Raw genomic sequence first — 16,018 nt, forward strand, 5'->3', positions numbered from 1 at the left:
CAGTCAAGGGCGCCTCCTCAAGGCAGGCGCTCGTTGCTGTTTATACGATTTGAGCTTGCTGCTGAAGCCCGCTGTGCAACTCTCGCACGTTGTTGCGAACATTGACGATATTGGTGTGTTTTGAAGATAGACAGATCAGGATCTGATTTCCCTCCAGCAGGAATCCGCTGACCCGCTTCTCGCCGATCTCCAGATGCGCCTCGTCATGTGCCGAGCGTAACTTGGCCGCATTTTGAAACACGTAGTTGAACGCCTTCTTGGCGATCGTTTCATGGTTACGACGCTCAGCCGGGAACGTGGAAAACACAACCTGATCGGCCTGCATCAAGCAGCACCCTTCGATAAAATCGAGCTCATCCACGGCTTCGAGTAACTCAATCATTATCACGACTCCATTGCAGCAAATCAGCCGCCTGTTGCTTGACCACAGTCAGACTCAAACCCTTGTCAGAACACATACCCAAGGCCTGCTCTTCCTCGACGAACACCGACAGCGTCTCCTGCTCTTCTCCACAGAGCATGAAACTGTCGATGTTACCCAAGAATGCGGCTTTCTGTTCCAGCGCCGATACCAGATTCACCATCGCCTTGAGCAACGCCTGACTCTGCATACTGGCCACATTGGAACTGAGTACCTTGCGGTCTGCGCCCAGATGCATGGCGCCAGTAATACCGCGTGTGTTGATTGCCGCGTCGATCAGCGACACCGGTTTCGCTCCGCTGTCGGCGACTTCTTCAGGCACTGCGACCGCCTCGGGCACTGTGCTATTGCCTGACAGCTTCTCAGCCAACGCCTGCCAATCGACCGTCTTTTCACGTCTGCCAACCACCTCTTTCACCAGCTTCAGCACATCGGCAGGGTCACGGGCATCGATAAACAAGACGGTGGTAAACAAGCCCATGCGCTTGAGCTCGTTCATGTAATAGTTGTAATCGGGGTTCGCCCGCACATCGGCGTGAGTCACCGCGATCACCAATCGGCGCTTGACCAGGTAATCGCGAAACTCCTCAACGTAAAAACGAATATCCTTGAACGGATCAGTACGGGTATTGTCCACCAGCAGGATCAGGGCCTCGGCATCAGCCACGAGGTCACTCATCATCAGCTGCCACATGAACCTGAAGCGCTCCTGCCCCGGCGTACCGTACAGGTGAAGCTTTGCGGTGTCCGTCAGTTCCAGAACACCGTAGTCCATCGCAATAGTGGTTCTCTGTTTTCGCCGAATCACCGAGTCGCTGACCTTGGCGTCGGTATCCACAGTCTCGATCTCACTGAGAGACTTAATCGCCGTGGTCTTTCCCGAACAAACCGAGCCGGTAAACAATATTTTGTAATCAGCCATGGTAATCCTCTTTCGCGTCCGGCCCGGGAGCGCCGTGCCGATCGATTCATATACTGCATGAAACAGCCGTTTAGCGCTGCGTCGATTCTTAGCGTAAAACGTTTAAGTTTCAACCCGGTTAGGAAGCATCTTGTTCCTGAACAGGTAAAGAGTAGAGCGAGATCAATTATTCCTTTAATGCCGCTGGAGTTCTCCCTGATGGGAGCCCATCCCTGTATGAGGGGATTTGGCACCGCTTTGACTCTCCATCCTAGATCACGCCCCTCAGTTCATAAAGCAGTAATTTGACCTTTAACCACCGGTAGCCGATGATTCCGCTCACCAAGTGCACCACGTACCCCCGAGGAGATGGAATGGAGTTCGCAATTCAATACTGGCACTGGATCGTGTTCGGCATGGTGCTGATTCTGGCAGAACTGGTGGTACCGAGCTTTACCATTTTCTGGTTTGGCTTGGGTGCCTTCGTTATCGCCACGCTGCTGGCACTCTCGATAGACCTGTCATTGGGCTGGCAGCTACTGATCTGGGCGCTCTCTTCAATGGCGTTCACACTGCTCTGGTTCCGCCTTTTCCGTCCCCTGATGGTTGACCGCACCAAGGCAGGGATTGCACGCGAGGCGATCCGCGGCGAGTCCGGACAGGTCATAAAAGCGCCCGAGGAAAACCAACGTGGCATCGTTCGTTTTTCCACTCCTTTGATGGGAGACGACGAATGGGAGTTCATCTGCGCGGACCCGGTTCATCTGGGTGACCGTGTATTCGTGCTGGAGCTGTCCGGCAATACGCTCATCGTGGAAAAACGCTGAATAACATACTGTCTGCTACTTAAAGCAAGGAGAACCGCTCATGTTTATCGATGGATTGGTAATGGCCTTCGTCTTCCTGGTGCTGGTCATCGTTACCGTCGCACTCGGCGTCAAAACGGTGCCACAGGGCAGCAAATTCGTGGTGCAACGCCTTGGCAAGTATCACCGCACACTCGGGCCGGGTCTCAACTTTATATTCCCCTATATTGATGCCGTGGCCTACAAGGTCACAACCAAGGATATCGTGCTCGACATCCCGTCGCAGGAAGTTATTACGCGTGACAACGCCGTGATCATCGCCAACGCCGTGGCCTATATCAATATCGTCTCGCCGGAGAAGGCTGTATACGGTGTTGAGGACTACAGTATTGCAATCCAGAACCTTGTGCAGACCTCGTTGCGTTCGATCATTGGCGAAATGGACCTTGATGACGCCCTGTCCAACCGCGATGCGATCAAGGCCAAACTGAAAGCGGCTATCTCTGATGACATTGCTGACTGGGGCATCACCCTCAAAACTGTCGAGATTCAGGATATCAACCCGTCGGAAACCATGCAGAAAGCGATGGAAGAGCAGGCCGCTGCCGAGCGTGGTCGTCGTGCAACTGTCACCCGTGCCGATGGTGAAAAGGCCGCCGCTATCCTTGAGGCCGAAGGACGGCTGGAAGCCTCCCGCCGCGATGCTGAAGCCAAAATAGTACTGGCCGAAGCCAGTCAGACCGCCATCGAGAAGGTCACTTCAGCCATTCAGCAAAATGAGTTGCCGGTCATGTTCCTGCTCGGTGAGCGCTATATCGATGCCATGAAGGATATGTCCACATCGGACAACAGCAAGATGGTCGTACTGCCGGGCGATATTCCCGCCACTGTACGGTCTATCATGGGTGGTTTTGGCCGCTGAGAAACAGCCTCAGCCGGCCTGTGGCTCGGCTGAGGGCTCACTGAACAGATAACCCTGCGAATAATCGATCCCCAGCGACTCCACCACCGCCTGCACCCCTTGTGAGTGCACAAACTCCGCCACCGTTTTGATACCCGCATTGCGCGCAAAGTAAACGATTGAACGGGTAATTTCGTAGCTGCGCTTGTCAGTATCGATATTGCGGATATAACGCGCATCAATCTTGATGTAATCCACATCCAGCTCAAGAATACGCTCGAAATTTGAATATTCCGTGCCGAAATCGTCAATCGCCAGCCGATAGCCCCGCCGTTTGAGATCCTGCAACTGGGGCAGATGCTCACGCGTCGCGCCGCTACTCACACCTTCATGGATCTCCAGAATCACTCTGGAGCGGTCAATACCGTAATAGCGGGCTATCTCGTCAAGATGATCGGCCAGATAGCCAAGATCCAGATCTTCACTGGTGATATTGAGTGTAAAGCTGACATCGGATGACGCCATGCAGGCAAAGCTTCCGGCGATGATCTCGCGTGTCAGCATCGGCAACAGACCCGACAACTGGGCAACGGGGATAAACTCGGCCGGCGAGTGAATCGCCCCGTCCCGCTCAAGACGCGCCAGCACTTCAAAACTGTCGATACGCCCTGTGTGATTGTTCCGTATTCCCTGATACCAAGGCACGATGCCGCCCTTTCTGAACGCCTCGTGCAGCCAGCCATTCCAATGCGTAAAGTCGAGCCGACGCTTGGGTTTCAATTCGTCACGCTGACTATCGTAGAGGTGTGATCGGTTCTTGCCCTTCGAACGTGCAGTTTTCAGTGCCGACAATGCCCTGCGCATCAAATCGCGACCGCCACTTACGCCACCGAAGTTGAATGTCAGCGTAAAGCAGAGCTGGTCAACGTCTACTTCGTTACACAGGAAATGCTGCTGAATACGCAGAATCTGTAGATCAAGGTCAATTAGGGCTGGGAAATGCAGAGCAAACTGATCGGCATCTATTCGAAACAGCTCGCCCTGTATATCAAGTGCTACAAGCGCTCGTGCAACAGCGGTAAGCAGTTGATCGCCAATATCGACGCCATACGCAGTATTGATGTAGCTGAAGTTGTTCAGGTTCATCAACAGCAACGATTGCTCGTTGCCACCCTCCTCCAGCTGAAGCTTCAGCTTGGCCGTATTGGGCAGTCCTGTCAGCGCGTCATACTCCAGTGCCCGGATTCGCCCTTCACGCTCGCTTTTAAGCTCACTGAGATCGGTAAAGACCGCGACGTAATTGGAGACAACGCCATGACGGTCCCTCACGGTGTTGACCGTCAGCCACTGAGTCAGTAACGAGCCATCCTTGCGCCGGTTGGTCACCTCACCGCTCCAGCGGTCATGGCTTAACAGTTCACCCCACAACTGGTGATAAAACGCCGCATCGTGAAGGCCCGAGGCCAAAAGCTTCGGAGTTTGTCCTAACACTTCCGAGGCGCTGTAGCCGGTAATGGCTTCAAATGCAGGGTTCACTTCAATGATGCGATTAGCCCTGTCGGTTACGATGACACCCTCCGACGAGCTATTCAACGCCGTGGCAAAGAGCTCCAGACGCTCGGTGTTAACCTTCAACGCCCGTGCCTGCTCCTCTCTTACCAGCAGCATGCTGATAAGCGACGCCCCCACCTCAAGTAAGCGCTTGTGAAACGATGACGGCTGACGATGCTCGAAGGATGAGAGCGCGAATGATCCGATCGGCTTCTGATCGGCATTGCGAATCGGCATGGACCAACAGGCACACAAGTTGAAATCGTAGGCCAGTTGACGCAGATCCTGCCAACGACTGTCGGTAAAAGTATCGGTCACGAACATCGGCTCATTCCGATACACCGCGTTTCCGCAAGAGCCACCACCGGGCCCCGGACGCAGACCGCACAGAGCTTCAACACCCTCTTTAGGGACAGACGGCGCAGAAAGAACATTGAGTTCGCCGCTGGCATTATCCAGCAGCATGACGCTGGCGATTGAGTTGGGCAGAAGTGCCTGAGCCATTTCGCAGGTGCGGTCGATAATCGCCATGTAGTGGCAGTTCTCCGCCACCAGACGAAACATCTCCTGCTGCAGCGCGAGCAGCTGATCCAGCTCCTCGACTGTGACCTCCAGCTCGGTATCCGGCCGATTTAGCGGCTCGGTCCTGTGTGGGGTGTGTTCAGACCGTTCAGACATCTCCGTATTCTCGCTGCTCGGCGCATGGGACGATTCTAAACGATACTAACGCTGACGGTTCGCCTTGCCCAGCTAAACCATCAGCGTCAGTGGTTGGATCAGGCGTTTTCGATCGCTTCGCACGCTTCCAGCGTATTCTGCAACAGACACGCGATAGTCATGGGACCAACGCCGCCCGGTACTGGCGTAATAGCCGACGCTTTTTCATACGCCGATTCGAAGTCTACATCCCCAACCAGTTTGCCGGTTTCCAGGCGGTTGATGCCCACATCGATGACAACCGCACCGGGCTTGAGCCATTCGCCCTTGACGAAGTTGGGGATGCCCACTGCGGCAATCACAATATCCGCGCGCGCCAGCTCACCCGGCAGGTCTTTGGTCTTGGAGTGACATACTGTCACCGTCGCACGCGCCATCAGCAGCTCAAGTGCTACCGGACGACCAACAATGTTGGACGCGCCGATGACGACGGCGTTCTTGCCCATCGGATCGATACCGTAGGCTTCAAGAAGGCGCATACAACCATAAGGTGTGCACGGGCGCAGCGTCGGCGCTTTGCCGGCCAGACGACCGAGGTTATAGGGATGGAACCCATCCACATCTTTTTTCGGGTTAATGCGTTCAATCACCGACTGAACATCGATCTGCTTGGGGAGCGGCAGCTGAACAAGGATACCGTGGATTTCAGGATCGGCGTTGAGCTCGTCGATCAATGCCAGCAACTCGGCTTCAGCGGTGGAGGCATCAAGGCGATAGTTGCGGGAGAGAAAGCCGACCTCTTCACAAGCACGCACCTTGCTGCCGACATATACCTGAGATGCCGGATCTTCGCCGACCAGCACCACGGCCAGGCCCGGTGCTGGCAGGCCCTTTTCACGACGCTGTTTAACCTTTTCGGCAATCTCTTTGCGCAGATTTGCGGCCACGGCCTTGCCATCGATACGTTTGTCGGCTGTTTCGCTCACACCTTTCTCCTCGAAGCGCCTGCTTCGCACCATAAGTAAATTCTGCCGTTCGATCCCGGCAATATAGATGGCGCGCAATTTTACAGTGTCAGACGCCTCCCCGCACCCTTGTCGGAGCGGTCAGTAACGATAACCGAGGATGTCGGTGTATGTTGTCACCAGTTTCAAATGAAATTGAGTGGAAAGAGAGCATCTGAATAGATGCTCTCCTGGTGCGCAGGTTACTGACCGGAGCTAATCTTGCAGGTCCGTGTCCTCACACGCTCGGTTTTCAGCGATACGGATGTCAGCGGGAACAGGTACTGTATTATAATCATCGGCCTTTTCCGAATGGCCGGGCAATCCAAGATAGCTCAGTGCAATCGGCAAGATCTTGTTCCGTAACCTGTTTGACGGCTTCAATCATGAATGTTTCGGGATAACGCTGATTAGACAGAACACATCCGATGTTGCCTCACTTTAAGGCATTGAGGTATCTAGAAGACTAGGGACGATTCACTTGCCGACTCGACAAGAGCGTCAACCGGGAAAGTTGGTGTTCCCGTGTCAACTTATCACCCGATTCGCTACCTTCGGCAGATACTGACAATCCTTGACGGCATATCAGTCATACGGCCAGCCTTGGCGAAGCTAGTTTATATGGTGGCCATGCCGCACGCCTGGGGTTATACTTTCGCGCTGAAATCCTCGCAGGGCAGCTCGCTCCCGCCTCCCCCCGTTATACGATATGCTCGGTCTCAGCGTTTATTGTCGCCTTGAGTTATGGTTTTAAACTGCGGAAAAATGAGGAATCTGGGGCCGCGGGGAAAGCATGAAAACTTCGACCGCTTAGAATTTCGTTGTCCAAGGAGCTCTTTTGTACACAACCAATCTGTTTGACGAATTGCTGGTCCTGTGGGGTCAGGACTTCCCAAATGACGATATAATCGTCGTCCAGGCCGCCTTACGCATCCGTTTTCTGGCAGAACTCGAACAGCAGGCACTGCAGGATGTACTGGCCGAATTCCATATAGGCGTGGGCGACAGTGATGTACTGTTGATCCTGTCACGCCACAATACCCCCTCACGTATAAGGCCCAGCGATATTGCCGCACTCTGCAACGTTTCAACCGGTGCAATTACCGGACGGCTGGATCGTTTACAAGCACGTGGCTACATCCGGCGCGAAAACTCGTCAGAAGATAAGCGCGCCTCTTATGTAGAACTGACTGAAACGGGTAAGGCTTTAGGGCTAAAAGTTCGTCAGGCTCTGAACGAACGCTCCCGCTTTCTTCTCACGTTGCGGAACATCCCCAAAGCCGACTTGGTAGAATTCAATCGAGTACTCGATGGAATGATTACCCAGCTTGTCGACTCCAGCGCTGGGAAGAGATAGCGGGCAGAGCGGCGCATCGTCCAGAACCACCCGCAGAAGTGCCGGTTAGGTCAAGGGCGAACCAACTTGTAGGCTTCGCGCACAGCCTCGCGCTCGGCGATACGGCCCATGTAAGAAATAATTCCCGGCCAAGGTTCCAGCGGAAAATCGAGAACACGGGCCCAAGACAGAATCACGAACGCGTAGGCGTCCGCAATGGAGAAAGTCTCTCCAGCGAGGTAGGGTGTCGTTCCCAGTTGAGCATTGATCCTGCCCAATACACGCGGCAACAGCATTGTGCGTGTTTGCTCTGTGTAGGCTTCTGGCGTAAAGGGCCGAAGGAGCGGCGAAAACGTCTTATGCAACTCGGTCGCAATATAATTGACCCACGACAGCACTTGGTAGCGCTCGATACTGCCTGACGCGGGTAAGAGATCAGTGCGCCCTGCTTTGTCAGCCACATACTGCAGAATAACCGCCGCCTCAGTCAGCACTGTACCGTCATCAAGTACCAAGGCCGGCACTTGCCCCTTTGGATTAATATCAAGATAGCTGGCCCCATCAGGTAAAGTCTTTTCCTTCAGGTCGACCTTGATCGTCTCAAAATCAGCCCCGGTTTCCAAAAGGATAATTTGACAGGCCGTTGAACACGCACCTGGGAGTGAATAAAGCTTCATGGTTTTATTTCCTTTGATAGTGCCGATAGCAGCCCTTTGGGACTGCCGTCGGCGATGAATTTTCATTACTTTGGTAACGCAATCTTGTTTACGCCGCTCCAGTGCTCAGCAAGCTTGCCGTTCTGCACACGGAACGCATCGAAGAGGTAGTAATCATATGTCTCACCGGGCCTCTCGGGATCGGGCTGAGGAAGATATCCACAGACGACAACCATGTCGTTCTCGGCCACCATGAAGAGTGGGGGGTTACGCATTTCGTCAGGCGCCTTCACAGGCCCATCTGGGAAGATCATACGCACAAATGCTTGTAATCCTTCGCGGCCTGGCGGGATATGATCGCAATGCTGGACATAGGATTCGGCCACAAATTCCGGGACAATCTCAGCGTTCTGTCCATCAAACACCTGACGGTAGAATTGTCGGACGAGTTCCTTGTTCTTTTCCTGTTCGGTCATGTTCTTGCTCCTATAGATATAAGATTTCTATCCCGATGGTTCTCAAGGCATTTTTCGAGGCGAAAGGCCGGTTGCGGCGCTGATGTCCCATACCAGGTTCAAACCAAAAACCCAATCGTCTTTAAGCCGAGCATCTGAAAAATCTGCTAACACAGTCGTGTTAGGATTTATTAGGTAGGCCGCCGTCGCCTCAAGAAAAGCGAATTTTCCGATCGGAGTTGATGCGTGAACATCAACCAAAAATGTATCGCGCGGCTGCTTTTCATCAACCCCAGAGAAGAAACGACGAGCGTTCCTTTCATATTCGGCGCGTTTTTTGTCCAATTTAATGTAACGAGCTGACGATCCGACCGTCAAAAGCGGATTACTCGGCAGAAACCCGCTATACTCTGCCCCAGCGTATATTTCCCAAGGATACGCTACACCCTCACCAATCGTGTGGAACAATCCACCATAAACAGCAAGACTTTTACTAAAGGGAGCAGATGGATTTTCCTTCCATATCGTTTTCCTAGCCTGCCCGTATAGTGTTGTCATTCCTTCATGGGTAATAACGGTTGGTGAAAATGGAAATTCAGGGTTCCCGAATCCAGAGCTGTAAAGCGCATCTTCGTAAGACGAGGTTGTGTGCGCAATTCCAACTTCATATTTCAGTGGTTTGGGGTTAGTCATCAAGCTTTCTTCATGAAAAACGTTTGCGACAAAGTACAAGCCATCTCGATCACCTTCATCCCAATCCCATCCATTCCCCGTTTGCCAGTTTTCTGGATTATCCTCTGCGATGGCAAAGTTGAAAGTAGTCTCAGGCGTAGGACGATATGACAATTGGCTGCCCCATACCGCAAGCGTTTCACCCGGCATGCTGAGATTTACAGCTTTAGTTGAATTTATGCAGCCATATCCAGCACAAAATTGCCCTCGCATGAAGTCCAGAGCTATCGGTATACGCCCCGCCTCGAGCGTCAACCTGTCATCAGCATTATCGATCGCAAAAGAAAATCGAGTTACATCCGTTCTAGAGTCAATTACCGGAATAGGGAAAAAGACGTTAGAAATCTCAAATGTGTATTCATCTTCATTGTGCGATATTTCGTTTATAGTTTCAGTTAAGTTTAAGCGTAAGTTGTCATTCACATGCCAAGTCGTATCAACAATCAAGCCGCCGATATTGACATTAGTTCCACCGGCAAATCCGAAATCCGGTGCGTTTTGATATATATCAAGATAGGTTAAATTTAGCTCAACGCCAGCGTTGTCAAGTAGCCTACCAATGTTAGATAGTGGGCCTTCGAAGTTTGATTCGTTCGGCATAACCTGAATTTCAGTGCCGGTATCATCCGACTTTGAAATTTCTTTTGCTGCAGACGTTTCCGTTAAAAATATTGCAGTAAGCGCAAAGCATATGACGAATTTTATATTCATTACATCCTCTCTTTTATTATTTTTTTTGAATGTTGGGTATTTTTTGTTTAAAAACCACTCAATTATGTGAGTTTGTTTTGGAGTTGGGTGATACGTAAATCAGACTGAAGCCATTTTGGGTGGTGTGGCCAGGAGCATTGCTGGCACTAGGATTAGGCAGAGCATGATCGATACCCAAAACGCAATCAGGTAAGTTCCAGTTGCATCGAAAAGCGCACCCGAAACGCCAGCGCCGACAGCCGATAGAATCGTCGAGGGGGGCATCATCACACCGAAGAGCATCGGAAATGAATTCTTACCGTAGTAGTTGCCAATCAGTGCCATGGTGCAAACTTGCGTAGCGCCATACCCTATTCCGAGCGGCAGTGCATAGGCTAGGATCCCCGTCATGTCCTCAGGGTGCATCATGAGAAAAAGCCCGACAGCCATCAGCACTACCGCGACAACCGCGATATAGTGCGGGGGAATACGGTCTCCCCAGACACCTGCACCCACGTTGCCGATGAACGAACCGACAACCAATATTGCGACGGCGATCGCACTGTCGGCAGAGCTCAAGCCGATATCCTGCAGGTGCACAACCCCGTGCGCCATTACGAATACCCAGCAGATTCCCACGAACGAGACAAACAGAAGCAAAAACCAGAATGTACGGGTCCTGATTGCCTGTTTGAGAGTCCACTCGAAAGTGCTCTTGTGGACTTTTGGGTTCATGAAAACCGCACTGTCGGCAGTCAGCGTTTGTGCAACGGCTCGGTCAATCTTAGCCTCATCGATCACCACGGTAGCAGTAATCAAAGCGATCGCTCCCAGTGCAGCGATAAACCACCAAGCCAGCCTCCAGTCGTTGTCAAGTACGCTCAGCAACGCATCCAATCCCGGCGGTGAAATGAACCCCCCGACCTCGATTGCCGAAAGCACCACCGAGATGGCAAGCGCCCGACGTAGGAAAAACCACTTGGCCACAACCGTTTGTGCCGGCAGCATACCGGCAAAAGCGACACCAGCACCGATCAGCAAGCCAAAAGCGACCGCAAACTGCCAGCCACCCGTCACCCAGGTCGCCATTGAGACTGCACCCAGCACAAATAGACTGCATCCGATAGTCGTCACCCATTTGTACCCAAGCCGCGTGGTGGCTATCGCCACCACAGGCCCAGGTAGACCCATCATCATGATGAACAACCCGAACCCCATACCGAAGGCAGCTCGATCCATCTGCAGATCCTGAATCATCTGCGCATTCAGGATCGAGGCACCAATCGTAGGTACTGCCATTACCAGGAGCACCATTAACCAGAGCGCTCCGAGAACCTTCTTAGCGTGAAAACTGTATTCAAACCCCTCCCTATTCTCCGCATCCTCGAAAGCCATATCACCCGTCGGCTTCTCAGCCGGTACAGCACTTTCCATGATTTACCTCCCCATTGAGCTTGTCGCTCATACCTTGTAAACAGGCGCTCAAGGCGCCTTGTATTCTTTTTATTTTCTTAAGGTTTATGGATTGCGGTAGGATCCGGCAGCCCGCCGCCAAACATAGGGAATGGTTCAACACCAAGCAGGTGCCGGCCATAAATTTCCGCCATCGGTTCCAGACGGATCGCGCCATGCAAAAGCGCAACACGGATGTCTCGTGCAAACCGCTGAATCGGGTTTGTTTCCCAAGCAGTCGCGGATCCAATTGTCCGCTGCAGCATCCCCACCACATCGTCGAGAGCATGCCCTGCCCATACAGCTTCCATTACCACCGATTGCTCGACGTCAGCCGGGATCTCTCGACCTTCCGATGCGTACTGGTCAAGAAGGTCTGCGCTGGCCAAGACCACAGCTTCGGAAGCCCGGATCGCACCATGTGCTTTCGCCGCCGCAACCTGAGTCGAAGCCATATCCGCCACTCGCTCATAGGGGAGATTGAACGGCTTTTGTTTCTTGGCCATATCAATAAACACTTCGAGCGTGCCTTTAGCCATCCCTAGCACGATCGCGATCACACTCAGGTTAGTGAGCAGCATCAAGCCGCGGCCATCAAACTTACTCGCAAAACCGCTATAGCGATAACGTGCCTCATCCATGCGCTGTGGGAACTCCATCATGTCCATGAAGCGATGTTCAGGGCAGAATGCCTCCGCCTTAACGGTCAGGCTGTTCGACGAACTGGCCTTTAGCCCCATCACATGCCAGTTGTCGATAATTTCAACCTGATCCCGCTCCAGTATCGCCATCCCACGGCCTTTTCCTCCACTAGGCAGGTCGTAGTCGCAGCCGACACCTAGCCATTTGGCATGTTTGCACCCGCTACCGAAATGCCAGAACCCGCTGACCATGTAACCGCCATCGACTTTGCGTGCCTCACCTACCTTAGTTGCGAAGATTGAAGCCCCTGCCGCAATCGGCCCGTGCCAATTTGCCACATCTGAGAAGATCTCTTTCACTGCTTGATCGGGGAAGGTCAGCATGTTGCGTAGCCCACCCGCAACAAAAGCAGTCCAACCCGCAGCACCGTCACCACGAGAAACCTCTGTAATAATCTCCACAGTATCACGCGCGCCAAGAGCCAGACCGCCAAAATCGGACGGCAGAGTCAGACGAAAAACACCAGCCTCGCTCAAGGCCTTCACCGCCTCAGGAGCCAATGCTCCCAATTTCTCTCCCTCAAGGGCGGTTTCACGCAACATCGGTACAAGATCCACCACCTTGTCACGAATGGACCGCCCAACTGTGGTCGACCAAGGAGACTCGAACGGCTCCGCTGCCGTCCCCTGCACTTGTTTAATTGCCGCTTCCATTATTTTTTTCCTTATGAATTTTTATATTAAACAATCCGACTCAACGCCTATCAGTGCGAGAGAGAGATCGGCCTCTGTAGTTCATGAAAGCTACTCATGAACCACGCAGTGGGTTCACACTGGATGTCGCTCAGGTCGACCCCTTCGACCGCACAGATGACAAGGTCATGGTCACCGGCCGGCCGAAGCTCAACGAGGCGACAAGATAGGCAGGTATTGAAGCCCGACAGCATCGGCAGCCCCTCCTGCGACTCTTCCCATTCCAGATCATCGTTGAACTTGTCCGCTGATCGACTCGCAAAGTGCATGGCCGCCGAGCGATTCGGGTATTCGACAAAGTGAACAGCGAATCGACCAGTCTGGCGAATCGCCTCAAGTGTCGCCGAAGTCTGGAACATGGCAAAAACTGCCATTGGCGGATCCATGGAGAGTGACGAAAAACTTCCGATCGTTGCGCCAAAGGGCTTTCGGACCTCATCGAATGCGGTGACGATAACCACACCGCTTGGCAGGCGAGCGAAGGCCGAAAGACATTCTTTCTCGTGTGTCAATTTCATTCCTCCCTAAGTAACAGCGTTAGCCGTCCACTCTCAACAGAGACTGGTGCCGCAGCTGATTTATACCAAAGCTAAAGCAATATAATTTAGCTTGTAGGTAAACTACATTGCTTTAGAGGCAAGGTAAAATATATTTGCTGCTTCGTCAACTGATCCGCTCCCCACTTTCTAATCCATGAAGCTCTTAGAAATGTTCAGGACGATGAACATAAAGGAGCGATTTATCGAAGAGCAGATCACCCCTATCTTGAAAGGAGCTGAAATAGACCATAAGAGGGGCTATTGCTTATACCAGCAGGCAGAGTTGGCCGTTCGCAAACGTAGGCGCCGCAAAGGCATGATACTGGAGCGTCATCCTCTGACACGGCCTGATTGGCCCCAGCTAGAGCTGGTCAATGGACTTTATCATGGCCTCGCTCTCGAATGGGCGACGCATCAAGTGCCAGACCAACGTGGATGACTTCACTAAAGAGTGCCTGGATATCCAGTTACACTGGGCATATCAGGCGAACAGGTCTGTCGGTCACTTGATGCCATAGTGGCGTTCAGAGACTACCCTAAAGCCGCCGGAACGGTGAATTCACCGGCAAGGCACCCGACCTAGTACAGAGTGAAGCTGATACAACCAGACAAACGATGCGAAACGGGTATAAAGGGAGGTTCAATGGCTAATTCAGGGGTGAATGTCTGAACGAGCACTAGCTCGAGGACTTAGCTCAAGCTCGACAGCTAATCAGTGAGCGGCGAGTCAATGCAATGAACAACGATCGCACTCATCACTGGATAATCAGACTCCGATAGAGTTCGCGTCTGCGTTCAGGATCACCATATACCCAAGTGACTGAGCACCACCGCAGCCAGATTCTGTACGAACTAAAAAATACGACAGATCACCCTAACGGGTGTTCGCTTCAGTATATTGAAAATAAAGGATTTTAATGGTCGGGACGGCAGGATTTGAACCTGCTACCCCTTGCACCCCATAAAAGAAAAAACCATTCTCAGCGCTTCTCTCAAATTCCCATCGATTCCAAGATATCAGAATTTATCAATTATTAAACAATAACTTAGATATAATTTTATTTTCAGCAGTTCCCATGAGATCTCACCTAAGCTAATCTCAAATGGCAACCGAGTGGCAACCAGAGAAGAGATTAGACCACATGGCTTCCATTACCGACCGCCAAATCAATGCCAAGCCAGGTGAAGGAAGTCGCTGGTTAAGCGAAAGTGTTATCAGAGGACACGGCGCCCTTGTAATTCGAATCACCCCAAAAGGAGAGCGGATCTTCTACTTCCGGTACATCGACAGCCGAGGCAAGCGGGAAACCATGCCAATCGGCAATTACAGCCGTGAAGAAACGCAAGGTTGTCTGACCCTCATACAAGCCAGAATGAAAGCAAAAGAGCTTGCCGGATTACACCAAAGCGGTATTGCTGATCTGCGCCAGCACCTCGAAGCAGAAGAACAACTCCGGCAGGCAAAGGAAGAAGCCGAGCGTATCCGACTGGAACGAGAGAACCAGTTCCACCGCAGCCGCATGACAGTCAACGATCTGTTTGAACACTGGATGAAAGTTGATCTGATTCGCCGCAAAGACCAAGGAGAGGAGATGCGCCGTCTCTTCTCCCGTGACATTCTTCCCGCCATAGGCTCAGTTGCGGCAGAAGACATTCGCCGCCGTCACATTACCGAGATAACAGATACGTTCCTATCCAGAGGAACACCACGCATGGCTAAAGTAGCCCTTTCCAGCCTTCGCCAGATGTTCCGTTTTGCAGTTGTAAGGGAGATTGTCGAGGCCGATCCCACAGCCGCCATCAGCAAAAGCAATATCGGTGGGCAGAGTGTTGAGCGTGACAGAGTTCTATCTGAGGATGAAATCCGCCAGCTGGTAAAGAAGATGCCGGATGCTGGACTAATGCCTTCTACAGAACTTGCCGTCTGGATCCCCCTATCGACTGGCTGCCGTATTGGTGAGCTTCTTTCAGCCGAGTGGAAGCATATCGATTTTGAACGGTGCGAGTGGTTCATGCCCGACACAAAGAACGGCAAACCACATACCGTTTACCTATCCAGTTTTGCAGTCGAACAGTTCAAAAGATTACAGCAATACACTGGCTCAGGATCCTGGTGCTATCCAAACCGAAGCAATTCTGCTCCAGTCTGTCCCAAGACAATCAACAAGCAGCTCCAGGACAGGCAACGTCAGCCAGAACAAAAGCCCATGAGCGGACGAAGCAAAAGCGGAGCAGCACTGCTATTACCTGGTGGAAAGTGGACACCACACGATCTACGCCGCACTGCTGCAACGATGATGGTCGAATCAGGGATCCTTCCCGAAGTAGCTGAGCGCTGCCTCAACCATACCGAGCAGAACAGAGTTAAAAGGACGTATCAACGCCATAGCTACGCCCGTGAGATGCAACATGCTTGGGAGGTACTGGGGCAGAGACTATCAGTTTTGACCCAGCCTAAAGACAGCAACGTTATCAGCGCCACTTTCGGTTACAAAGCTTAGTTTAGAGTTTGGCTGATCTACC

The 16,018-nt window shown here is 52.4% G+C and carries 14 protein-coding genes; 4 read left to right on the forward strand and 10 right to left on the reverse strand.

Translation table 11 applies throughout. The features are described 5' to 3' along the window. Positions 1–40 precede the first annotated feature (40 nt). Together ADIMK_RS13200 and ADIMK_RS21410 are read right to left on the reverse strand one after the other, a co-directional pair. Positions 41–382 carry a hypothetical protein gene (locus ADIMK_RS13200; RefSeq protein ID WP_036188960.1) on the reverse strand — a complete coding sequence of 114 codons (342 nt, stop codon included), beginning with the start codon at positions 380–382 and terminating at the stop codon, positions 41–43. Then, the gene (locus tag ADIMK_RS21410; RefSeq protein ID WP_051692937.1) at positions 375–1,343 is read right to left on the reverse strand and encodes a GTP-binding protein; all 969 of its coding nucleotides are present in this window, start codon (positions 1,341–1,343) and stop codon (positions 375–377) included. The genes ADIMK_RS13200 and ADIMK_RS21410 overlap by 8 nt, the downstream gene beginning before the upstream one ends. 353 nt (positions 1,344–1,696) lie before the next feature. Here ADIMK_RS21410 and ADIMK_RS13210 point away from each other — a divergent pair, with 353 nt between their 5' ends. Both ADIMK_RS13210 and ADIMK_RS13215 read left to right on the forward strand, forming a co-directional pair. Continuing rightward, on the forward strand, positions 1,697–2,149 hold the full coding sequence (locus ADIMK_RS13210) for an NfeD family protein (protein ID WP_036188963.1): 453 nt from the start codon (positions 1,697–1,699) through the stop codon (positions 2,147–2,149). 40 nt (positions 2,150–2,189) lie between these two features. Beyond that, positions 2,190–3,050: an SPFH domain-containing protein gene (locus tag ADIMK_RS13215; protein ID WP_036188965.1), complete on the forward strand. Its 861-nt coding sequence runs from the start codon at positions 2,190–2,192 to the stop codon at positions 3,048–3,050. A 9-nt stretch (positions 3,051–3,059) separates the two neighbouring features. On the opposite strand, the gene ADIMK_RS13220 is transcribed toward ADIMK_RS13215, so the two are convergent. Then, positions 3,060–5,258, reverse strand: coding sequence for a sensor domain-containing diguanylate cyclase (locus ADIMK_RS13220; protein ID WP_036188969.1), 2,199 nt, complete (start codon positions 5,256–5,258; stop codon positions 3,060–3,062). 98 nt (positions 5,259–5,356) lie between these two features. Further along, positions 5,357–6,256, reverse strand: coding sequence for a bifunctional methylenetetrahydrofolate dehydrogenase/methenyltetrahydrofolate cyclohydrolase FolD (gene folD / locus ADIMK_RS13225; RefSeq protein ID WP_051692972.1), 900 nt, complete (start codon positions 6,254–6,256; stop codon positions 5,357–5,359). A gap of 823 nt (positions 6,257–7,079) precedes the next feature. Between folD and ADIMK_RS13230 the strand changes: the two genes are divergently transcribed. Continuing rightward, entirely contained in the window at positions 7,080–7,598 is a 519-nt protein-coding gene (locus ADIMK_RS13230; protein ID WP_051692938.1) for a MarR family winged helix-turn-helix transcriptional regulator, read from the forward strand. A 50-nt stretch (positions 7,599–7,648) separates the two neighbouring features. On the opposite strand, the gene gstA is transcribed toward ADIMK_RS13230, so the two are convergent. The 6 genes from gstA to ADIMK_RS13260 all read right to left on the reverse strand — a co-directional run bounded on the left by gstA (position 7,649) and on the right by ADIMK_RS13260 (position 13,474). Then, entirely contained in the window at positions 7,649–8,254 is a 606-nt protein-coding gene (gene gstA / locus ADIMK_RS13235) for a glutathione transferase GstA (RefSeq protein WP_036188971.1), read from the reverse strand. A 65-nt stretch (positions 8,255–8,319) separates the two neighbouring features. Beyond that, positions 8,320–8,709 (reverse strand): nuclear transport factor 2 family protein, encoded by a 390-nt coding sequence (locus tag ADIMK_RS13240; protein WP_036188974.1) that lies wholly within the window; start codon positions 8,707–8,709, stop codon positions 8,320–8,322. A gap of 42 nt (positions 8,710–8,751) precedes the next feature. After that, the gene (locus tag ADIMK_RS13245; protein WP_051692939.1) at positions 8,752–10,131 is read right to left on the reverse strand and encodes a carbohydrate porin; all 1,380 of its coding nucleotides are present in this window, start codon (positions 10,129–10,131) and stop codon (positions 8,752–8,754) included. A 99-nt stretch (positions 10,132–10,230) separates the two neighbouring features. After that, positions 10,231–11,544, reverse strand: coding sequence for an MFS transporter (locus ADIMK_RS13250; protein WP_197027537.1), 1,314 nt, complete (start codon positions 11,542–11,544; stop codon positions 10,231–10,233). A gap of 77 nt (positions 11,545–11,621) precedes the next feature. Beyond that, entirely contained in the window at positions 11,622–12,917 is a 1,296-nt protein-coding gene (locus tag ADIMK_RS13255) for an acyl-CoA dehydrogenase family protein (protein WP_051692940.1), read from the reverse strand. A gap of 50 nt (positions 12,918–12,967) precedes the next feature. Further along, positions 12,968–13,474 (reverse strand): flavin reductase family protein, encoded by a 507-nt coding sequence (locus ADIMK_RS13260; RefSeq protein ID WP_051692941.1) that lies wholly within the window; start codon positions 13,472–13,474, stop codon positions 12,968–12,970. Between the two features lie 1,163 nt (positions 13,475–14,637). On the opposite strand from ADIMK_RS13260, the gene ADIMK_RS13270 reads away from it, so the two are divergent. Next, positions 14,638–15,996: a tyrosine-type recombinase/integrase gene (locus ADIMK_RS13270; protein ID WP_051692973.1), complete on the forward strand. Its 1,359-nt coding sequence runs from the start codon at positions 14,638–14,640 to the stop codon at positions 15,994–15,996. Positions 15,997–16,018: the final 22 nt, after the last annotated feature.

Source organism: Marinobacterium lacunae (genome assembly GCF_000705555.1).
GTDB classification, from domain to species: domain Bacteria; phylum Pseudomonadota; class Gammaproteobacteria; order Pseudomonadales; family Balneatricaceae; genus Marinobacterium_D; species Marinobacterium_D lacunae.